Source organism: Gluconacetobacter diazotrophicus PA1 5 (genome assembly GCF_000067045.1).
Taxonomy (GTDB): domain Bacteria; phylum Pseudomonadota; class Alphaproteobacteria; order Acetobacterales; family Acetobacteraceae; genus Gluconacetobacter; species Gluconacetobacter diazotrophicus.
The window spans coordinates 1,577,834-1,599,025 of sequence record NC_010125.1 but is presented as its reverse complement, the minus strand read 5'-3'; the positions used below and the strand labels follow the sequence as shown (position 1 = coordinate 1,599,025).

Below are 21,192 nucleotides of genomic sequence, written 5' to 3'. Positions count from 1 at the left end.
ATTCAGTATGAGGTTCGGCCATGACCGATACGCCCCCTTTCTGGCAAGTCCGCAGCCTGGACGAGATGACGACCGAGGAGTGGGAATCGCTCTGCGACGGGTGCGGGCGCTGCTGCCTGCATAAACTGCGCGAGGATGTCACGGATCAGGTCCTGTACACCGACGTCGCCTGCCGCCTGCTGGACCTGGAAAGCTGCCGCTGTTCCGATTACGCGCAGCGCCGGCGCAAGGTGCCCGACTGCGTGCAGCTGACCCCGGCGGCCCTGGCCGATATCGACTGGCTGCCGCCCTCCTGCGCCTATCGCCTGCTGGCCGAGGGGCAGACGCTGGCCTGGTGGCACCCGCTGGTCTCCGGCTCGCCCGATACGGTGCACGAGGCCGGGATTTCGGTGCGCGGCCGCGCGGTCAGCGAACGCCGGGCCGGCCCGCTGGAACATCACATCGCCGACTGGCCCGGCACGATGCCGCGTCCGCGCCGCCCGCGTATCCGCCGCCCGGCATGATGGCCGGCCTCTCCAGCCCGGAGCAGGTGGGGGAGGAGAATATCCGGCTGGCGGGGCGCGACATTCCCGTCCGCTGGCGCCGGTCCGCCCGCGCGCGGCGCGTTTCGCTGCGGATCGATCCGCGCAGCCCGGCCGTCGTCGTCACCCTGCCGCCCCGCGTGGGGCGCGAGGCCGGACTGGCCCTGCTGCGGACCCATGCCATCTGGATAACGACGCGGCTGGACCGCCTGCCGGCGGAATCGCCGTGGCATGACGGCGGCCAGGTGCTGCTGGACGGACATCCGCATACGATCCGCCATTGCCCCGACGGACGGCGCGGCGTGTGGATCGAGGGGGATACCGTCATGGTCAGCGGCGAGGCCCCGTTCCTCCGTCGCCGCCTGGCCGCCTTCCTGCGGCAGGAGGCCGGGCGCCGGCTGGGCGCGCGCATGGCGCTGCTGGCCGACCAGTCCGGCCTGCGTCCCCGGCGGCTGACGGTCAAGGATACCAGCAGCCGCTGGGGCAGTTGCACATCCGACGGCTCGGTGATGCTGAGCTGGCGCCTGCTGATGGCCCCGGCAGAAATCCAGCACTACGTCATCGCCCATGAACTGGCGCATCTGCGGCACCTGAATCACGGGCCCGATTTCTGGATGCTGGTTACCAGCCTGACCCCCCATCGCCACACGGCCGAAGCCTGGCTGCGCCGTCACGGCCCCGCCCTGCTGCGCGCGTCGTGACCCGGCAGAAAACATGCGCCAAACATGCGCCGCCGGATTTTACCGGCCCCGCGAGTATGCTAGATGACGGGCCGGGCGAGCTTGGCGGAATGGTAGACGCACGAGACTTAAAATCTTGCGCCCGCAAGGGCGTGCGGGTTCGAGTCCCGCAGTTCGCACCATAAACTGTTGAAAAACAGAGGCATTTTGTCCGAGAGGAAATTTTCCCATAATGGGAAAACTTCATGCTCCGCGCCATCCCGTCCCGACGCACAGGACAGCCCCGTTATCACTTCCGCCGTATCGTCCCGGCAATGCTCCGCCCCCTGCTGGGCAAGACCGAGATTTCCCTCGTCCTCCATACCTCTGATAAACTGGTCGCCCGTGAACGTGCAGCCGCCCTGTATGCCAGGACGGGACAGCTTTTCAGAGCAGGCAAGATGCAAAACCCCTCCAGAGAGGACCTTCTGGTCCTCTACAGCGAATTGATTGAAAACTACGAAATCGCTCTGAAGGCTCAGGAGGAGAGTGCCAGAAAAGTGCTGGAAGCCGAACGGGCCCAGCATCTCATTGAAAAAGCCGATCTGGTCTCACGACAGTCGACCTTCCTCAACAAGGTCCAGCCCCACATGGACAGCCTTCTTCAGGCACTGGGGCAACTGAAGCACACGCTCGACAGACGGGATGTCTGGAACGTCGCTGAAAAACAGGGACTGCAGAACCAGATCACCACCCTCAGCACCCTGATCCAGACCAGCCTGCATAGAGGTTCAGAGAACCCGGAAGAACAAACACCTTCCCCCAAACAGCCACGCAGCATGAAACTGTCGGCGGCGGCTGAGAAATTTGTCTTCTCGGTTTCCTCCAAAAGTGCCGGGACCATCAAGGGAACGGGCAAGACCGTAGCCCTCTTCACCGAAGCCTTCGGCGATATGCCAGTTCATCAGGTAACCGGGGAAGTCGTGGGAGAATTTTACGACCTACTGTCAGGCCTCCCGGCAACACATGGCAAAGGCAAGACCACTCTTCCCCTTCGGGACGCGGTCCGAGAGGCCCAAAAAAGCGAGGGAGAAACCGTATCGGGCAAAACCGTCAAAAACCATTTCTCGCGCATGTCCGCGATCTGGAGTGAACTGGTCCGGCGTGACCACGCCCCCAAAAATCCATGGGCCAACTGGTCTTTCGATCTGACGCAGAAAACCAACCGCCGGGCCTGGTTGGAAGAGGAACTGAGAACACTCCTGAACTCGAAATGGCTGGGCCGGGTTTTCCCCGAACGCACCTATCGGGGCATTGTGCGCATAGCCCTCTATACCGGCATGCGTCTGGGTGAGATCTGCAATCTGAGAAATCAGGATATCGAAACCCTGAACGGCATTCCCTGTTTCCATATCCGGCCCCATACAGTCGAGATCGACGGCAAAACCCGGGAATGGTCTCCCAAGACATCAGCCGGCACCCGTATCATTCCCATCCACAGCAAACTGCTGGAAAAAGGGATCATTGAGGAATTCAGAAATTCCGGCCCCTATCTCTTCAGCGAACTGCCCATCTCCGCTTCCGGGGTCCGAGGCGCAAACTTCGAAATGGTCTTTTCCAAACATAAACGGCGTCTGAACCTGCCAGCGGACGTCACCTTTCACTCCTTCCGCCATCTGGTTTCGACAGTGCTCAGAAACCAGGACAGTCACATCCGGGAACTCTGGATTGATGATCTGCTGGGTCATGAAGCCACCCACAAAAGTCAGGGCACAACCCAATACACGTCAGCTATTGATCTGCAGAACCTCCAGCGGGTTGTGGAGGCCATTACCTATCCCGACGACATCGCAAACTGGTGAATTCCTAAGATGCCTGACTCGGTTTCATGACCCTGAATGAGGAACAAAAGGGATCGGCACCATGCGACCAATGGTCGCATCACAGCGACCGATGGTCGCACGGCCAGCCCTCCCCGAGCGAGACCAATTGCCGCACAGAGCTATGTCATGAAATCCGCAGGGTCTGGAACGATAATTTCTGCGTCTACGGAGTGCGCAAGGTCTGGCATCAGCTCAGACGTGATGGTCTGGATGTCGCCCGCTGCACGGTAGAGCGGCTGATGCGCCGGATGGGACTGAAAGGCGTCATTCGTGGTAAGAGCCTGTTTGGAAAGTCATGGATGAGCGTTTCTTCGGGTGAGATTGGCGCCCATGGCGACGAAGATCATGGCCTGTGAGACATCGATGCGACGCTCGTAATCGCGCACGAGGCGTCGCCATCGGGTCATCCATCCGAAGGTTCGCTCCACGACCCAGCGCCGGGGGAGAACCTCAAAGCCTTTCGCTCCGTCCCTGCGACGGATCACCTCGACGACGAAGTCCAGGTAGGCAGCCTTGTCCATCAACTGGAGCCGGTCATAGGCACCGTCCGCGAATAGATGCTTGACCCACGGCCAGCGCTTGCGGATCGCGTCCAGGATCATCTGCGCTCCGGCGCTGTCGGAGATGTCCGCCGGCGTCAGGTTGACCATCAGCAGGCGTCCGTCCGTATCCACGGCGATATGCCGCTTGCGCCCGACAATCTTCTTTCCAGCGTCGTAACCTCTTGTTTTCGCGTGCGGCGCCTTGATGCTCTGGCTGTCGATCACTCCGGCCGAAGGGCTGGCTTCACGGCCCGAGCGCTCCCGGTCAAGCATCAGTTCCACATCATGAATGGTCTGGAACAGGAACCGCCGGGCCAATTCCCTGAACCAACCATAGACCGTACGCCAATGCCCGAAATGGATCGGCAGCATTCGCCAGCCGCAGCCGGATCGAACCAGGTAACGAACCGCGTTGATCACCTCGCGGAATTCGATCTCGCGCGGACGCCCCGTGCGTCCCGGCTCGGGCATCAGTGGCGCGATGCGCGCCCATTCCTCCTCCGTCATATCAGACGGATAACGCTTCGTCTTGCGGGTAATCCTGGCCATGCGGCCTCTCTGCTCTGGCGTCCACATCCAGAGCTTGAATCACACTTCAGCGACTTTCCAAACAGGCTCTAAGGGTGTCAGAACCACACGGCCCGATCCGGCGCGGCCCTGTCCACAGGATCTGGTGCAGCGACAGTTTCATGCACCAGCCCCCAACAGACTGTGGGTTTCGGATTTCACGTATGTTTCCACCTGGCAGGGCTTTGTTTATGTGGCCTTCATCATTGACGCCTTTGCACGGGTGTTAATTTCTGCTGAGATTTGACCCTGGGTTTTCATCGAGAACTGACCCGGCCTTTGGTTATCTCTGCTATGTTTTATGGGCTGGTCAAGCGGTTGCCTTTTCCTTCCGGTTCCTGGGGGCGGCGGAGCTTGCGCGGAACCGGTAGCTGTCATTTCCGGTTTCGAGGATATGACAGTGGTGGGTAAGGCGATCGAGCAGGGCTGTCGTCATTTTGGGATCACCGAAGACTTCGCCCCATTCGCTGAAGCTCAGATTGGTGGTGATGATGACGCTGGTGCGCTCGTAGAGACGGCTGAGGAGATGGAACAGCAGGGCACCGCCTGATGCGCTGAACGGCAAATAGCCAAGTTCGTCCAGGATCACGAGATCGAGGCGCAGGAGACGTTCCGCGATCTGTCCTGCGCGATTGGCGGTTTTTTCCTGTTCGAGGGCGTTGACGAGGTCGACCGTGGACCAGAACCGTATCTTCTTGCGGTGATGTTCGATCGCCTGCACGGCAAGTGCGGTGGCCAGATGGGTCTTGCCGGTTCCTGGTCCACCAATGAGGACGACGTTGTCGGCACGGTCGATGAAATCCCCGGCATGGAGTTGACGGACCATGGCCTCGTTGACCTCGGCGGCCGAGAAATCGAACCCTGCCAAATCTTTGTAGGCCGGGAACCTGGCAGTCTTGGTTTGATAGGCGATGGAGCGCACCTCTCGCTCGGCGAGTTCCGCCTTCAAAAGCTGGGAGAGGACGGGGATGGCGGCCTCGAATGCCGGCGCACCCTGTTCGGTCAGTTCGGCCGTGGCCTGGGCCATGCCATACATCCGCAGGCCGCGCAGCATGACGACGAGGGCACCGGCCGCGGGATCATGACGCATGACGGGCCTCCCCGCGCAGGGCGTCATACCGTCCGGTATCGGCCTGAGGCTCGCGTTCGAGCACCAATGCCTGCGGCGCGTCGAGCCTGGGTGCTCCTGTTTTCTTGGCGTCCGTCAGACGATGCAACGTATTGAGGACGTGTGTCTTGGTGGCTACTCCCTCCTCGAGCGCGAGTTCAACCGCGCAAAGCACGGCCTGCTCATCATGCTGCAGCACCAGGGCGAGGATCTCGACCATTTCCCGGTCGCCGCCCGTGCGCCGGAGGAGGTGCGTCTGCAGCGTCCGGAACGCCTCGGGCAATTCAGAGAAGGGTGCGCCATTGCGCAAGGCCCCGGGTTTGCGCTGGAGCACCGCCAAGTAATGCCGCCAGTCATAGATCGTGCGACCGGGCACGCCGTGGGACCGCTCGACGATCCGGGGATGTTCGCATAGGATCCGCCCCTCGGCCGCGATCACCAACCGGTCGGGATAGACGCGCAGGCTGACCGGCCGATTGGCAAAAGAGGCGGGCACACTGTAGCGGTTGCTTTCGAACTGCACGAGGCAAGTCGGCGAAACCCGTTTGGTATGTTCGACGAACCCGTCGAACGGGCGCCCTGGAACCATCAGGTGAGGCACTTCCGCCGCATGGGCCTCGGCGAGGCTGCCGGGCAATTCGACATGCCTCAAGATAGTCCAACGTTCCCGGCAACGCGCCTCGAGCCAGACGTTCAGGGAGGCCAGATCAGGAAAATGCGGCATCTCCTGCCAGATCTGCCGCCGGGCGTCCTGGACGGTCTTCTCGATTTGACCTTTCTCCCAACCCGCTGCCGGATTGCAGAACTCCGCCTCGAACAGATAATGGCTCACCAGGGCCGAAAAACGCAGATTGACCTGGCGGACCTTGCCGGGCCCAACCCGGTCCACGGCGGTTTTCATATTGTCAAAAATACCTCGACGCGGCACCCCGCCCAAAACGCGAAAGGCTTCCGTCAGCGCGTCGAACAGCATCTCGTGAGTCTGGAGCGGATACGCCCGCAGAATGAAGGCCCGGCTGTAGGACAGCTTGGTGTGGGCGACCTGCAGCTTGACGCGCCGCCCCCCGATCACCGCCCAGTCCTCTCCCCAGTCGAACTGGAAGGCCTCTCCGGGTTGAAAGCGCAACGGAACGAACACGCCGCGTCCCGTCGTCTGCCGCGCCCTTTGCTGTTCCGCCTTCCAGTTCCGGATAAAGGCCGCAACCCGTCCATACGATCCGTCATAACCCAGCGCTACAAGATCCACATGCAGGCGCCGCCCCGTGCGGCGCTGCTTGCGCGACTTTGACGTCTCCAGAGCAAGCCAGGTCGCCAGTTTCTCCGCAAACGGGTCCAGCCGGCTCGGACGCTCGGCAACCTTGAACTGCGGCTCAACCGTCTCCGCCCGGAGATACTTGCGGATCGTGTTGCGCGACAATCGCGTCCGACGCTCAATCTCGCGGATCGGTACATGATCCCGGTAATGCCACCGCCGGATCACACTCAACAATTCCATGCTGATCACTCCTTTAACCCCCGGACAGTTGCTCCGGGGAAGTGTCAGACACGGGTCAATTCTCAATGAAAATTTCCGCCCCTACAGGGTCAGTTCTCGCTGGAAATCAACACTCCTGTTCCCACCGTGCCCGCAAAACGGCCCGTGACGGGAGGTCTGACTTGGCTGCGCGCGTATTCCTGGAAATATGTTCGGCCGCTTCCCTATGGTGGGCTGTCTGTATCCCCCTTTTACGCGCTTCCTGTTCAATGGCCGCCCGCCTTTTTGAGAAGCGCTCTTCCACACTGGGCGCCACACCGGCCACCCGGAAATTCCGACCATCCTTGAGTGTTGTCAGACCAATGTCTCGTTCCAGCGCCTCACTCAATGCCAGACGATAGACGGCACCCATTTCCTGTTGATGTAAAAGAAGTTCCCGATTATCCACTGTGCCAGTTGAGCCATCCTTACGGCGACACACATTCATCAACACGGCATGCGTATGGATCTGGGGATCCCCCGCACGACTGGTGGTGTGCAGAAATGTGCCGGCCATTAACTCAGCGGGCGTTTCTCTTTGACCGCCATTGTGACCTCGACGGGTGACGATCAGACCTGTTCTGAGGGCGTAATCAAGTGCCGCAAAAACGGCTTTCGCCTGGGCCGATTCAATTCTGGCACGCTGAATGTCTGTTCCCATGGCCCACAAAACCGATACCGATTTGGGGGCTGCAAATTGCAGATCATACCCAACACGACGTTGCCCTTTGCTCTGAACCAGAGCCTGACCCGTCAGCGGATCGCATCCCCTCGCCAACGCCCTGAAATCAGATGGACTGACCTCGGCACTCTGACAGACAAACGGAAGAGGCTGTACCGGAGCCTTCAGGACATTCGTCCACCAGATGCCGGGTTTTTCACCTGTGCCATTGTCCACATAATAGGCAGCCCGATCCCGCCCTGACCAATCCCCCCGCTTGCGATGTCCTCGTGCGGGACGTTCCCGCTCTCCCGTCAAAGCAGTTTGCGCCGCGAGCCCCTCATCGATAGACTCAATATAATATTCGACATCCGACAAAGGCGTGCAAGTAAACATGCTTTTGTATCCTGACCTGACTGAACTGTCTGATCAGGATAGCCCCGTCTGAACGGGATCCTCTGTTCCGGTCAGGCCTCATCCGGTGAACTGTCGGAGAACCCGGACAAATTCCCCATAACGATAGGAATCATCCTGAAAGATATCTGGAATAGCCGACAATTCTTCACAATGGATTCCGGGATACAAACGGCGTTTTCCTGCCAGAAAATATGCCTTACCACTCCCCGGAAGCATCGAAGATGCGTGGTGTGTTGCCAATTTCTAAAGGGAACAGGGGAAAGACCTCATTCTACAAAGAGACGGATGAAACCATGCCGTATCTCTGACGATGTGAGGACGATCTGCTGAGAGGATACACTCTGCGTATCATGACCTGACATGGTCCTGACACTCTGTCGTATAACAGGAGGGACGATCATGCCCCGTAAAGACAAGATTTCTTCGGTCACGATGCCCGGCACGATTGAAGATCTGATTGCCGATCTGGAAAATGAACGCAAGGAGCGTGCCGCCAGAAAACCGGCCACGGCTTGGTGTCATCACACAGATTTATCCAACCCTTCTCAGTATGAAGGCCGATGGCTGGTCAGATATGGAAATCTGCACCACGCTCAAAACACGGGGTATCACCCTCAGCCCCGGAACACTCTCCACATACATGAAGAAAATTGGTCGGGAAAAACGGACCATAAAGCCCAAACCACCGCGCACACCCAAGGTCGATTCCGCCACACCGCCTCCTCCGCCACCGTCGATGCGTAGCTTTACTTCCCAGCCACCGCCACTTCTGGACGCATGAGGTCGTCCCGGTCTCCCAGTGTCGTCTCTTCAGCCCTGTCACGATCTGAGTTTTTCATCAGGCGACCCTACACTCTTCACAGGAATGGCACTGAGGCCTTCCCTGTGAAGAGGACGATGGATTATGAAACAGCCCGTCAAACGCCTTGTAATGATCGTTTCTGGCAAGGGCGGGGTTGGCAAAACAACCTTTGCCCGGCTTCTGGTCGATACCTACCACTCCCGGAGCATACAGGCCTCCTTCTTTGACGCCGATGGTCAGGTGGGTGGCCTCGCACGGGTCTACCACGATGTGGGTGTCCAGTTTTACGACCTCAGACAGGATGGAGAGCGTGACACCCTTCTGAACTCCATCGATACCGACAAGGCCATCGTCCTGCATGATCTGCCGGGTGGATCACGGTTTGAAATTTCGAGGATCATTGACACTGGTGATGGCAAAACCGTCGAGGGGTTTCTGACTGCCCTGACAGAGAACCATGTCCGACTGACCCTTGTGCATCTGCTCGACAATGAAATCGAGAGTGCCCAATCCGTCGGCCATCACCTGGAAACCTTCGGCACAGATCTGGTCGACCATGTCGCAGTCCTCAACCTCCGGGAAAGCCGACATCTGCGCGACGACTTTCCATACTGGTATGGCCATGAAGTCGCAGGTCAGCGCCGTTACGGCAAAGCCCGTGATCTTCTCATCTCTAAAGGGGGTGTTGAAATCACCATGCCCGGCCTTCAGCCCGGCATCCGTGCCAAGGTCAATGCGCTGAACCTGCGATATGCCCAATGCCTGACACACCCGGACCTGACCATTACAGAACGGAGTGCCGTGTCTCACTTCGTGCGGGATTTCCACAAAGGCCTCGCCCCGGCGGCAGGCCTTCTCGGTCTGGCATGAGAAAGGGGAATATCATGACGATCTTTCACGATACTGCCAAAGCCCTGAAGATGGCTCCCGAAGACCGACAGCGTGTCTGGGCCGCTCTGGAAACCATGGCCCTCAGTCCCGATGACCCTGAGGTCGTGCGCCTTCTGGTGACGGAATTCACCAGAACGACCCTGAACGCGCTTTCCGCCAATCTGGAACAGGCGACGACCCGAGCGCTCAATGCATTTGAAACCGCCCAGTCACAGGCAGAGGCAACCGCTCAGGCCCGCCTTGCAGCCCGACAGGCTGAACTGGCCCAGACCCTGACACGAAGCATCGCAGACTCTCTCGAACAGACCCTGGAGCGGCAGACACGCGCGAAAGAGAAGAACGTCGCCATCACACAATGGATCATAGGCCCAGTGCTTGTCCTGTTCGGCGTCTGGCTGGCAAAAACATGGGAGGGGTGGTCTGTCGGCTCTGATGGCAATTTCTCAGAGGGACTTTGCTCCTACAGTCCCTGGGCCCTTCTGGGTGCAGGCACAATGCTTTTTGTGACCCTTCGCCTCATCATAGGCTGGACGATTGGAAGCCGCCTGTTCAGAGCCCTTCTGGTCCTTCCTCCCCTTGAAGATGTAAGAGCCCGATCCGAAAGTTCTTCAACCGTGACAATGCCTTGCTGTCCGTCGTGTGAGCATTCGGATCGAGGCGATCAATGTCCATGCGGTTGAGGAAGCAATGGATTGTTCCCAGTCTTTGGCGAGCCGCCTGCACCGTCCCAGCCATGCGAATGTCCGTTCAACCACCCAGCGGCGCGGCAGGATCTGAAAGCCCTTCGCCGTATCGGACCGCCTGATGATTTCAAGGGTCCATTTTCCCATGGAGGCGAGCGCGGATCGCAATTTGTCGCCAGCATAGCCGCCATCAGCGAAGATGTGGCGCAGCCAGGGAAAGCGCCTGCGTATCGCTGCCAGGACATCAACAGCCCCATCACGGTCCTGGATGTCGGCGGCATGAACGAGGAGAAAGATCAGGAAGCCGCAGGTATCCGTCACAATATGGCGCTTGCGGCCCTTGACCTTCTTCCCCGCGTCATAGCCCGAAAGCCCGCCACTTTCCGTGGTTTTCACCGACTGGCTGTCAATCACGCCCGCGCTCGGAGAGGCTTCACGCCCCTCGATCTCGCGCAGGCTCATGACCAGCACCGTATTCATGACTTCGAACACTCCGGCACCACGCCAGGCGTAAAAATAGCGCCTGACGGTCGAGACCGGCGGAAAGCATTTCGGCAGCAGGCGCCACGCACACCCGGCCGAGGCTATGTAGAGCATCGCGTTGACCACCTCGCGCATATCCGTAGTGCGGGGGCGACCGCCCCGTTTCGCCGGGGGTACAAATGGCATGATCAAAGCCCACTCCCCGTCCGTCATATCCGATGGATATCGCAACCCTTCCCGGCTATGTTCACGTCGGGCAATACCAGTCCATGTCACCATTCACTCCATCTCTTCGCAAAGACGGATGAATCACAACAGGCTGGTATTGTTCAAAAACTTTCGGATCGGGCTCTAAGAGGCTGGAGAAAATACCGCGATTGAGAGCCTCAATAAACCAAAGCCCAGAGGGGAGCACTTTATGCCTCCCCTTTTTTATTTCCCCGCCCAGAGGAGGCCTACACACGCTCATTCTGGCAAGGCAAAGCGCTCCTGAGTCCAAGACCCTCCCTGAGGTGTTCAAGACGAAGCCAGACGTCCTCCCAAAGGCTGATACCCCTCTGGAGGGTCATCAGATGGTGTAGACGCTGAAATGATAGCGATGAAACAGGGGGAATTTCAGATCCGATGCCCCATCCCTCCCTGTTGGGCGCGCATAGCCACCTCTGCCGCCATGATTTCCCGCCAGAACGCATCCTCTACGCCCCCCTCATCAGCACAATCTGCCACCAGTCTGGGAGAGTTAGCATACATAAACCCTCTCTCATCGTCAGGATTATGCTGCGGGGCGAAAAGGCGCGCCAGAGCGCCCGAGGGGCGGCCAGACCACCCGTTCTTCTGCGCCCACCCAAGAGCCTGCAGGTGATGCCGTCGGAGAAGACCAAGGTTACGCTTCCCCTGTTCGGTCACAGGCGTCAGCGTGAAATTCCTGACCAGCGTATGGGGCTGCCAGATACCAGCCGCAGTCGGTGACGGGCGCTCCCGCGCCACAATCATATTCTCCACCGGCGCTTTTTTCGCTCCCGGTCTTACGCTTCCCTTTGGAAAAGGAGAACTGTCCGCGCCGGACAGGATCCGCGAGCTCAGTTTCCTGGTTCTGACCAGTTTGTGACCAGGGGTCGGGTTTTTCGGCGTTGGAACGGCTTTCTTCCGGACCACCTTCTCACCGCTTGCTTTCAGCTTTCTCCGAAACGCGGCAAAGTCCCCTCGCGGGGTTACATTGCGCATCCCGTTCAGTTCTTCGAGAAACCAGATTGCCGCCTCATCGGACAGATCGGAAAAAAGAAGTTCGTCCTTCTTTGTTCGCTCTGCCTTATACAGCTTGACCATGTAATCCATAGTGTCGCTATGGGAGCGAACAGGACCATCAATATAAAATCCGAGCTTAAATTTCTCTCTTACGGTCTGACAAAAACCTGCCCAAATCTCCTTGGGCATGCGCTTGCTGAGCGTATAGAAGAAATTGACATGCCCGTTGACCTTAACCTCTCGTTTGGAACAGTGCGCGAAAGCAAAGTCATTCATGAGCAAATGAATTTGAAAGCCAAACTGCGCATAAAAACTGGTGTTATACCAATAGAGCATTCGACTGATACGAGCCCGCAGTTGCTTCATCTCTTTTTTAAGATCACCATAAACGCCAACATGTTCTTTTGAGGTAAATGTTCCAACACATAGGGGGATGACAGGAACAAGTTTTCCCGCACAGTTCCTGGTATCCCGGCTGTTTGAAACACAGCGTTTTTTCGGGAAGGTCAGCGTATGAAAATACAAAAGATCGTCTGCTAACTGCCGCCGGATGCCATAGGCCTGCGAAGGAATGAGCAACGTGCGGCGCAGGCGCATGCCGGGCAGGTGCTCAACCCCTAAGGTCACATCGCCCACACGATCCATCGCCTCGGTTCTGGTATAGATCGCAAGACCTGCCTCTTTCATAAGGCGGAGAGGACGGGCATCCATATTCTGAAGGCGTTCACGCAAGTCGTAATCGATACCGGTTTTGCGTCCCGTCCACGGGGCTGCCAATTCCGTAAATGTCGCGCATCGCTTCCGAGAAGAGACCATGATCCACCTCCTGAGAGAGTTCCATTACCTCGACCTGATATATCCAAGGCCTTGTGGAAGGATCATAGCGTAGGAAATTGGTGATTTCATGTTTTGTTCTGGTTGGATATCAAGGCGACAGGCTCGGTTCTTAAGACATAATACCAACTCCGGTCCGCCCTGACTCATATGTGATTGCCTGACGGTATCGTTCTGGAACGAGCTGTGATTCACAGGATGCCGAACCGGGCGGGAGGCATCCGAATGGGCGGGGCGTTAGCGTTGCGTGAGGATTATGATGCGGCGGGACTGCGTGCTCTGGCGCGGACAACGAGGCATGCGGGCCAGGCGCGTCGGCTTCTGGCGCTGGCGGCGATCTACGATGGTGCGTCACGCGGAGACGCGGCACGACTGGCTGGGACGGATCGGCAGATTGTGCGGGACTGGGTGGTGCGTTTCAACGCCGAGGGCCCGGATGGCGTGCGGGATCATCATGGGGGCGGTGTCGTTCCCCGCCTGACACCAGCCATGTTGGAAGCGCTGATGCGCCGGATCGAGGACGGCCCGATCGCTGCCGTGCATGGGGTGGTGCGCTGGCGGCAGGCTGATCTGGGGCAATGGCTTTATGAGGAATTCGGCGTCTCTCTTTCGCGCAGCCGGCTGAGCGCCGTTATCCGGGGCCTCGACTTCCGCCTTCTGACGGGACGCCCCCGGCACCATGCCCAGGATCCCGAGGCCCAGGACGTTTTTAAAAAAGCTTCCCCGACGTCATGTGTCAGTGCTGGATGTAATCTCCTCAAAACGGCTGGCTGAAATTTCCCCAGTTTGACCGAGGACCGTCCTGGCGGGGGCATGCCCCCGCCAGGACGGTCGTTCCCCAAATAACCTGCCTATGCCGACGGAAGGGCGAGCAGGTGATTGGAGTCAGGGAGACTGTGTTGATCCACGAATTGAAACGACAGGGACTGGGTGTCAGCGCGATCGCGCGACAGACGGGCCTGGACCGCAAGACGGTGCGCAGATATCTGGCCCGGGGCCTTGAAGCCCCACGCTACAGCCCCCGCGAGGAGAGCGAGCGCATTGCCGAACGCTTTCGCACCTATTTGCTGGAAAGGCTGGAGACATATCCGGGTCTTTCCGCCCGCCGACTGCACCGCGAGATCAGGCCGATGGGATATGATGGGGCCTACTCGACGCTGACGGAATATCTGCGTCTCGTCAGACCGCCGGTGCTCAAGGTGTTCGAACGGCGCTTCGAGACCGCTCCCGGCGCGCAGGCTCAGGTGGATTTCGCCGAATTTTCCGTGACCTTCGCGAGCGAACCGGAGGCGCCCCGCAAGGTCTGGCTTTTCAGCATGGTACTGGGACACAGCCGCTGGCTCTGGGGCCGGTTCTGCCCGAACCAGACCCTGGAAACCGTCCTGCGCTGCCATATCGCCGCCTTCGAGGCGATGGGCGGAAGTTGCGCCGAGATCCTCTACGACCGCATGAAAACCGCGGTTCTCGGCGAAGACCCCGCGGGCATCGTGACCTACAATCCCTCGCTGGTCGCTCTGCTCGACCATTACGGCAGCGCACCGCGCGCGTGCCAGCCGTATCGTGCCAAGACAAAGGGCAAGGTCGAGCGGCCGTTCCGCTATATCCGGCAGGATTTCTTCCTCGGGCAGAGTTTTCGTGACCTCGATGAACTTAACGCCCGCTTCGACGACTGGCTGCGCACCATCGCCAATGCCAGGTGTCATGCCACGACCGGCCGCATCGTCGCGGAACACTTCGCCGACGAGCGGCCTCATTTGCGAGCTCTGCCGGCCCATCCGTATGACGCTGTCCTGACGGTCGAGCGCCGCGTCAGCCATGAAGGCATGGTCTCGGTCGGCGGCAATCTCTACAGCGTGCCGGACACCGCCCGGCGCCGCATTCTCGAGATCCAGCACCATCCGACGGAAGTCCGGATCTTCGAGGAGGGTGTCATGATCGCCCGCCATCCGGTGCTGGACGGGCGCAACCAGCGCCGTGTCGATCCTGCGCACCGCAAGGCCGTGCCGGCGACGCGCCAGATCAGGCCCCCGCCTGACCGGGCCGATGTGGCACGCCGGCCGCTCGCTTTCTATGAGGCGGTCGGTCGCAGGCTGGCCACCACGGGCGCGGGGGATCGGCCATGACCCCGGTGACCGAACGCATCCGCCAGAGCCTGGTCCACCTGCATATGGCGCGGGCCCTGGAAACCCTCGACCAGACCCTCGGCCGCCTGGAGCGCGGCGACATCAGCGCGATCGAGGCCATCGACGAACTGCTGGCCGAGGAACTGAGCCTGCGAGAGGGGCGTCGCATCGGCGTCGCCCTGCGAACCGCGCGCCTCATGCCGATCAAGACACTCGAAAGCTTCGACTTCTCTTTCCAGCCCTCTCTCGAGCGAAACCGGATCATGGCGATCGCCCAACTCGAATTCATCGGTCGCGCGGAGGTCGTCCATTTCCTTGGCCCGCCCGGGACAGGCAAGAGCCACCTCGCCACAGCCATCGGTGTCGCGGCGGTCAAGGCGGGACGCAGCGTCTATCGCTGCACCCTCGCCGAACTGATCGAGGCGCTCGCTCGCGCCGAGCGCGAAGGCCGCCTCGCGGAGAAGATCCGTTTCTACGCCCGTGCCGCGCTGCTGATCGTCGACGAGATCGGATACCTGCCGATCACCAGCGGGGGCGCCAATCTGTTTTTCCAGTTGGTCAACGCCCGATACGAGAAGGGATCGATGATCCTGACCTCCAACAGGGGCTTTGCCGAATGGGGCGACGTGTTCGGCGATCCGGTGGTGGCAACCGCGCTCCTCGATCGTCTCCTCCACCATGCCATCGTCGTGCAGATCGAAGGGGCCAGTTACCGGTTGCGTCAACACGCGGACCTGGTGCCGGAACACACCCGGGCCCATGCCAATCTCACCCCGCCGCCGCTACCAAAACGCCGTGGACGGCCACCCAGGAGAGAAACCGACGATCAAGGCCCTGGCTGATCCCCAGAAACCAGAAACTGGGGATTTTTCATCCAGCACTTCTGCGGACTTTTCATCCAGCATTTACAGTCATGGCCGGGATCCGGGCCCGGCATCCCGGCAAGGCCATCGAACTCTGGTGGGGCGACGAGGCGAGGGTCGGCCAGAAAACGAAGCTGACGCGCCGCTGGGCCAGACGCGGCACCCGTCCACGCGCGCCTGCCGATCAGCGCACACGTTCGGCCTGGATCTTCGGAGCGATCTGTCCGGCGCTAGGCAAGGGAGCGGCCCTCGTCCTGCCCTGGTGCAACCTCCACGCCATGAACCGGCATCTCGACGAGATCTCGCAGGCCGTAGCGCCGGGCGCTCACGCTATCCTCATCGTCGATCAGGCAGCGTGGCATACCAGCCCGAAACTCGATATCCCCGCCAACATCACCATCCTGCCGCTCCCGCCACGCTCGCCCGAACTCAATCCGGTGGAAAACGTCTGGCAGTTCATGCGCAATACCTGGCTGTCGAACCGGATCTTCCGCACCTACGACGACATCGTCGATATCTGCTGCCACGCCTGGAACCAGCTCGTCGACCAGCCCTGGCGCATCATGTCCCTCGGGCTACGACAATGGGCACATGGGTTTTAACAAACAGGAGTTGGTATAACGGTGCCCGAAGAAGTCAAAAAAGCACTTCGTTAAATCGAGAATGGTCGGCAGCCAGTCAGTAGCATATGATCAGACGCAACATCACATAATCGTGAGATAAATTACGCTTCACGGATTCCTCTTAAACCGGCTTCCAACCTTGTCCAGCTACCGAAGCCCCTCTAAAAAAGGTGTAATGTTTCTAAACGGCGGATTATTTTTTATGACTATGATTTCAGATAAAGAGAGCCATCCTGACATCGAAGATATTCTCGATTTCTGGCATAAATGTGAATTCTTTCTTCCATTTGACCTACAACGCGCCGTCCTTGACGTTAAAAAAGAAGACAAATGGTCAATCAAAAGTCTTGAGCTATCGGAGTTATCCCCGAACAACACCTCTATATGGAATTTTTCACCACCTCCTGAAAAGGAAATCGTTGGCTTCGACATCTATATCGGTGTCTTCGATAAATCCGCGATAGCCGATCGTGTTCAGAAAGTTCTTGGTGCATCGGAAGATCTCGAAGCCATCGAAGAAGACGAACTCAGAAAGCTTGAAGGTCCGACCTGTATGGCCCGGATCGGCGTGAATAACAATGGAGAGCCTACTTTTAGCTCAGTGGCTATCTCGACAGTCTCATGGGCGCTTGGGAGCTGTCGTGAAAATCTGAGTCTGGACAAACTGGATATTGATAATTTTGAAGACGATGTGCGCTGGCTAAAACAGTCTCTTCTGGAATTTAACCATGACACGCCTTCCGATAGTGAAAGTGGTCAGCCCAACCCTCTCAGGGGCTCAGATCTACTCAGGATCCTTGAAATTTTTGTTACCTGGTCTAAAGAATGGCCAGGCCCTGTTAGCCAGGCTTTCTCCAAGGGACCTGTGCTCGTCATCAAAGCAAAAGCAGCCAAACCACGAAAACAGGCACAGGTTGGGAACAAAGAGAGTTCCGCCAAAACAGTTCTCGAGAACAGTGATGAAACGGATGAGGAGGAAGTTGATATCCACCCTCAGTCAGATGCTGATATCGACATTCTGAACAGTTTCTATGCACGGGATATCGCCCGGGTCATCAGGTCCGTCAGACAAGGATCAAAGGCTGGACTGGTCAGCACCTATCTCTCAAAACCGGACATACAAAAGCGGGTAGATCTCTATACCCCTGAGGGATTACAGAAAATCATGGAAGGGCTTGAACCTTCCAGACTTCCCTCAGCACACTGGCCATCAGACCCCTTGCATGCCATGAGTCTGATGCAGCAGTTTGCACTCAATACACTGCTTGGCACCCTGCATGATGGGGATATTTTTTCCATCAACGGCCCCCCCGGAACAGGCAAGACAACCCTGTTGCGCGATGTTTTTTCGGAACTGATGACAAGACGGGCAAGAGTTTTATCGCGTCTTGCTCAAGCCAAGGATGCTTTTCTTAGAAAAATAAAAATCGAATTTGATAATGGACAGGAAACAAGCTCTCTTAATCTTCTCAATGACGATCTAACCGGTTACGAGATGGTTGTTGTATCTTCCAACAATGCAGCGGTCGAAAATCTTTCTAAAGATATCCCAAAAGCATCAGCTATAGGAGAATTCTGGAGAGCACAGGATAACGATACTTCCGTCAGTTATCTTCAGCAGGTAGCACATAATATTGCTTCACGTCGATCCAACGGAAAATATGAAAAGCTGAAACCTGATAATGTGCCGTGGGGGCTATTTGCCGCAGCACTGGGTCGGTCCCAGAACAGGCGCCACTTTCAGTCGGGACTGCAATTTGACGGCACCCCCTCTGGCAAATCCCAGGAACGCAAACTCCTACCGAATTACGATCCGGATCTTCAGCAATCCATATGGAACTGGCGGAAAAGACACAAGAGCATATCGTTTGAATCAGCAAAGAAAGCCTTTATCAAAGCAGATAAAGCAGTAGCTGAACGCATTGCCAATCTGGAAAATTATAAAAAACTCCATACTTCCGAAAGTAATCTATCTGAAAAAGACTTCTGTCTTTCCTTGCAACAGGCATTTGATATGGCCACTCTGACATATGAAAATGCCTTGATGGAATTCAGTTCCATAGAATACAAACTTAATCAAGCTGAATCCCAACTCAATACTCTTTCACAAAGAGAAGAGTTAATTATAGCCACCTCTCCACGAGGATTTTTTGAAAAACTCTTAAAGAAGGAGGAGAAGAAAAAGTGTGACAAAGCACTTTCGGATATTCGCAACCTAAAAGAAGGAGAGCTCAAAAAAATTTATGACCTCCGAAACAGTCTGGAAGAAGCAAAATCAAAACTCGCAACCACCAAGTCTTCTGTAACGACAACCCGTGATAACCTGGCTGCAGGACAGATCTCATGGAGAGAAAAACAAGACGAAATTTGCAAACTCCGAGCACTATTCCCTTCTATTCGTTTCCCTTCAGATGAAGTAGACCTTGAGCAGGATAACTGGCAAACTGACGGTTTGTGGTACGACGCAAATCTGAACAGACTTCGCTCCGAGCTTTTTGCTGCAGCCATGACCTTGCACGAAGAATGGCTCTATGAGGTAACACAAAATAATGGTGGATTTGGCGGCAATCTCGTGGCCATTACCAAGCTGCTTGGAGGAGGAAGACTCAACAACCCGAAGGAAGATGCTCTTCCTATATGGCAAAGCCTCTTTATGGTTGTGCCTGTCATTTCCAGTACATTTGCATCGATTGCAACCCAGTTCAGGGATCTTGGCGAAAGCTCTCTAGGTGTTTTGTCCCGGGATTTGGTGGTGCGGATTATGTATGAACCGTGATGGTTCTTTTTCCCACTGCTGACAAATGAATTCATATGGAGTGAGGCCGCGCAGGGTCTTGAGCCTGCGGGCGAAATTGTAGGCGGTAACGAAGTCGGCGAGGTGTTGACGCAACTGGTCATGTGTTTCGTAGTAGAAGCGCTTGACGGTGGCGTCCTTGATCGTGCGGTTCATCCTCTCGACCTGGCCATTCGTCCAGGGATGTCGCGGCTTTGTCAGTCGATGCTCGATATCGAGATCAGCACAGGCCAGTTCAAAAGAGTGGCACCGGAACAGGACACCATCCGCCCGCATGGCCTTGATGTCTTCGGGTGTCCATCCATTGCCGGCCGGATCGGTAAAATGCGTGCCGTTATCGGTCAGCACGGTATGGATGCGGTAGGGAACCGCAGCGGCCAGAGCACGCAGGAAGTCACCGGCAACGCGACGTGTCGCTTTCTCGTGCAATTGGACAAAAGCGAATTTCGAGGTCCGGTCGATCGCCACCAGAAGATAAAGGCGCCCCATTTCAGTGCGGACTTCAGCAATGTCGATGTGAAAATAGCCGATCGGATAACTCTTGAACTTCGACCGTTTTGGTTTGTCGCCTTCGGTCTCGGGCAGGCGGCTGATCCCATGGCGCTGAAAACAACGGTGCAGGGAAGATCGCGTCAGATGCGGGATCGTCGCCTGAAGCGCATAAAGGCAATCATCAAGAGGCAGCAGGGTATGGCGACGGAAGGCCACAACGATCGCTTCTTCTTCGGTCGACAGGATGGTTGAGGATGCGACCTTCGGACCGGTGCGTCGATCCGACGTATCGGTCCGCCCCTTCCATTTGGCGACCGTCTTCGGGTTGATCCCGTAGCGTTTCGCCAGAACCCTCAGGCTCTCTTGACTATGTTGTATCGCTCGACGGACTGCCGCTGTCGTCGTGGCGCTTCCGTGGTGAACCTGGCCCATAGCGCATCCTTCCACTCATGTGAAAATAATGCACCACCAAATCCCGGGACCAAACATCTAGGATGGCTTTTTGTCGATGAAGCGGGGCAGGCTATCCCGCAGGCTGCTGTTGGCGCTCTCTGGAGAGCAAAACACGCCGTTGTGGTTGGCGACCCGATGCAGATCGAACCTGTATTTACCGTCCCTCCCAGACTGGTCAGTCTGCTTGCGCAACATAGTGGCCTTGGTTCTTCAGATCCTGAAGTTCCTGTTTTTTCACCATCCCACACATCCGTACAGGTGCTGGCTGATCGCATCAATGCAACCGGCGCCTATATAGAAAACAATGGCACAGAGCAGTGGGTCGGTTGCCCTTTGCGTGTTCATAGACGATGTGCTGACCCGATGTTCTCTATTGCAAATACGATCGCTTATAGTGAAAAAATGGTTTTTCACGGATACAATAAACCTGAAAGTCGGCTTCCTCCTGAAAATAGCTTCGACCTTGGCCAGAGCTCATGGATCACCCTTGGTGGTTCAGCATCAGACCATCAGGTCGTGACAGAGCAGATCCACTTCACGCTGAGAGCAGTAAGAGAGGTTCTACACCTTACCGGTGGTCTACCAGATTTTTATATCATCTCACCCTTCCGTCGTATCAAGGCCGCTCTTATCGAAACCCTCGGCAATCTTGACAATTGGGAAATGGGGAACAGCGACTATCTACCTAAAACTGCCCTGACGAAGTGGTGTCGAGAGAGAATTGGTACCGTTCACACCTTTCAAGGGAAGGAAGAAAGCACGGTTCTTATGGTGCTTGGATGTGACGGAGAAACTGCGGGAGCTGCTCAATGGGCCGCCAGCAAGCCCAATCTTTTGAATGTTGCATTAACTAGAGCAAAGCACCGATTTTTCATGATTGGTGACCCTGTAATCTGGGGTGGTCTGCCTCATTTTTCCGTGGCATCCGAACAGGATCTGCCACGCATCACACCTGAAGAATTTATGCGCAGGATCGAAATAGCCTGTGAAAAGGAAAATGAAGGTTAAACCAGTCTGGCGTTTATAATGTGTTTT

General features: G+C 57.2%; 17 protein-coding genes, 1 tRNA gene and 4 pseudogenes. 15 read left to right on the top strand and 7 right to left on the bottom strand.

All coding sequences use genetic code 11. The features are described 5' to 3' along the window. The first annotated feature begins 20 nt into the window (after window positions 1–20). The 5 genes and pseudogenes from GDI_RS07500 to GDI_RS19760 form a co-directional block, all read left to right on the top strand. Window positions 21–503, top strand: a complete 483-nt coding sequence (locus tag GDI_RS07500; RefSeq protein WP_012224991.1) for a YcgN family cysteine cluster protein — start codon at window positions 21–23, stop codon at window positions 501–503. Further along, window positions 500–1,222: a M48 family metallopeptidase gene (locus tag GDI_RS07495; protein WP_012224989.1), complete on the top strand. Its 723-nt coding sequence runs from the start codon at window positions 500–502 to the stop codon at window positions 1,220–1,222. The genes GDI_RS07500 and GDI_RS07495 overlap by 4 nt, the downstream gene beginning before the upstream one ends. 75 nt (window positions 1,223–1,297) lie before the next feature. Further along, window positions 1,298–1,383 (top strand) — tRNA-Leu (locus GDI_RS07490). Between the two features lie 63 nt (window positions 1,384–1,446). Next, window positions 1,447–3,042, top strand: coding sequence for a tyrosine-type recombinase/integrase (locus tag GDI_RS07485; protein ID WP_012224988.1), 1,596 nt, complete (start codon window positions 1,447–1,449; stop codon window positions 3,040–3,042). 146 nt (window positions 3,043–3,188) lie between these two features. After that, window positions 3,189–3,341 (top strand): annotated as a pseudogene (locus GDI_RS19760) (IS3 family transposase); the annotation flags it as partial. 15 nt (window positions 3,342–3,356) lie between these two features. Here the strand turns inward: GDI_RS19760 and GDI_RS07480 are convergent. Next, complete coding sequence (locus tag GDI_RS07480; protein WP_012553437.1) at window positions 3,357–4,181, bottom strand: IS5-like element ISGdi2 family transposase; 825 nt, start codon at window positions 4,179–4,181, stop codon at window positions 3,357–3,359. A 43-nt stretch (window positions 4,182–4,224) separates the two neighbouring features. Here GDI_RS07480 and GDI_RS19755 point away from each other — a divergent pair. Then, window positions 4,225–4,404 (top strand): annotated as a pseudogene (locus GDI_RS19755) (DDE-type integrase/transposase/recombinase); the annotation flags it as partial. Window positions 4,405–4,482: 78 nt separating this feature from the next. On the opposite strand, the gene istB (GDI_RS07475) reads toward GDI_RS19755, so the two are convergent. The 3 genes from istB (GDI_RS07475) to mobF form a co-directional block, all read right to left on the bottom strand. Then, window positions 4,483–5,262, bottom strand: coding sequence for an IS21-like element ISGdi17 family helper ATPase IstB (gene istB, locus GDI_RS07475; RefSeq protein ID WP_012224987.1), 780 nt, complete (start codon window positions 5,260–5,262; stop codon window positions 4,483–4,485). Continuing rightward, window positions 5,252–6,775 (bottom strand): IS21-like element ISGdi17 family transposase, encoded by a 1,524-nt coding sequence (gene istA, locus GDI_RS07470; protein WP_012226833.1) that lies wholly within the window; start codon window positions 6,773–6,775, stop codon window positions 5,252–5,254. The genes istB (GDI_RS07475) and istA (GDI_RS07470) overlap by 11 nt, the downstream gene beginning before the upstream one ends. 106 nt (window positions 6,776–6,881) lie before the next feature. Then, the gene (gene mobF, locus GDI_RS19065) at window positions 6,882–7,850 is read right to left on the bottom strand and encodes a MobF family relaxase (RefSeq protein WP_012553977.1); all 969 of its coding nucleotides are present in this window, start codon (window positions 7,848–7,850) and stop codon (window positions 6,882–6,884) included. A 420-nt stretch (window positions 7,851–8,270) separates the two neighbouring features. Here mobF and GDI_RS19750 point away from each other — a divergent pair, with 420 nt between their 5' ends. The 3 genes from GDI_RS19750 to GDI_RS19745 all read left to right on the top strand — a co-directional run bounded on the left by GDI_RS19750 (window position 8,271) and on the right by GDI_RS19745 (window position 10,244). Beyond that, window positions 8,271–8,615, top strand: coding sequence for a hypothetical protein (locus tag GDI_RS19750; protein ID WP_012224980.1), 345 nt, complete (start codon window positions 8,271–8,273; stop codon window positions 8,613–8,615). 160 nt (window positions 8,616–8,775) lie between these two features. Further along, the gene (locus GDI_RS07465) at window positions 8,776–9,543 is read left to right on the top strand and encodes a hypothetical protein (protein WP_012553975.1); all 768 of its coding nucleotides are present in this window, start codon (window positions 8,776–8,778) and stop codon (window positions 9,541–9,543) included. Window positions 9,544–9,557: 14 nt separating this feature from the next. Continuing rightward, window positions 9,558–10,244 (top strand): hypothetical protein, encoded by a 687-nt coding sequence (locus tag GDI_RS19745; protein WP_144880578.1) that lies wholly within the window; start codon window positions 9,558–9,560, stop codon window positions 10,242–10,244. On the opposite strand, the gene GDI_RS07460 is transcribed toward GDI_RS19745, so the two are convergent. Both GDI_RS07460 and GDI_RS07455 read right to left on the bottom strand, forming a co-directional pair. Then, window positions 10,173–11,009 carry an IS5-like element ISGdi1 family transposase gene (locus GDI_RS07460; protein ID WP_012222260.1) on the bottom strand — a complete coding sequence of 279 codons (837 nt, stop codon included), beginning with the start codon at window positions 11,007–11,009 and terminating at the stop codon, window positions 10,173–10,175. The genes GDI_RS19745 and GDI_RS07460 overlap by 72 nt on opposite strands. 336 nt (window positions 11,010–11,345) lie before the next feature. Continuing rightward, window positions 11,346–12,791, bottom strand: a complete 1,446-nt coding sequence (locus GDI_RS07455; protein WP_041249350.1) for a hypothetical protein — start codon at window positions 12,789–12,791, stop codon at window positions 11,346–11,348. A 243-nt stretch (window positions 12,792–13,034) separates the two neighbouring features. Here GDI_RS07455 and GDI_RS19060 point away from each other — a divergent pair. From GDI_RS19060 to GDI_RS19055, 5 genes and pseudogenes are all read left to right on the top strand, one after another. Then, a pseudogene (locus tag GDI_RS19060) lies at window positions 13,035–13,535 on the top strand (IS630-like element ISGdi4 family transposase); the annotation flags it as partial. A gap of 149 nt (window positions 13,536–13,684) precedes the next feature. Beyond that, window positions 13,685–14,932 carry an IS21 family transposase gene (gene istA, locus GDI_RS07445; RefSeq protein WP_041249349.1) on the top strand — a complete coding sequence of 416 codons (1,248 nt, stop codon included), beginning with the start codon at window positions 13,685–13,687 and terminating at the stop codon, window positions 14,930–14,932. Further along, window positions 14,929–15,774: an IS21-like element helper ATPase IstB gene (istB, locus tag GDI_RS07440; protein WP_012224962.1), complete on the top strand. Its 846-nt coding sequence runs from the start codon at window positions 14,929–14,931 to the stop codon at window positions 15,772–15,774. Before istA (GDI_RS07445) ends, istB (GDI_RS07440) begins: the two co-directional genes overlap by 4 nt. 68 nt (window positions 15,775–15,842) lie before the next feature. Beyond that, window positions 15,843–16,397, top strand: a pseudogene (locus GDI_RS07435) (IS630-like element ISGdi4 family transposase); the annotation flags it as partial. 223 nt (window positions 16,398–16,620) lie between these two features. Next, complete coding sequence (locus tag GDI_RS19055) at window positions 16,621–19,194, top strand: DEAD/DEAH box helicase family protein (protein ID WP_231854252.1); 2,574 nt, start codon at window positions 16,621–16,623, stop codon at window positions 19,192–19,194. Here GDI_RS19055 and GDI_RS07425 read toward each other — a convergent pair. After that, window positions 19,144–20,136 (bottom strand): IS481-like element ISGdi9 family transposase, encoded by a 993-nt coding sequence (locus GDI_RS07425; protein WP_012224956.1) that lies wholly within the window; start codon window positions 20,134–20,136, stop codon window positions 19,144–19,146. The two genes, GDI_RS19055 and GDI_RS07425, sit on opposite strands and share 51 nt — an antisense overlap. On the opposite strand from GDI_RS07425, the gene GDI_RS19050 reads away from it, so the two are divergent. Continuing rightward, complete coding sequence (locus GDI_RS19050) at window positions 20,119–21,165, top strand: DEAD/DEAH box helicase (protein ID WP_231854250.1); 1,047 nt, start codon at window positions 20,119–20,121, stop codon at window positions 21,163–21,165. The genes GDI_RS07425 and GDI_RS19050 overlap by 18 nt on opposite strands. Window positions 21,166–21,192: the final 27 nt, after the last annotated feature.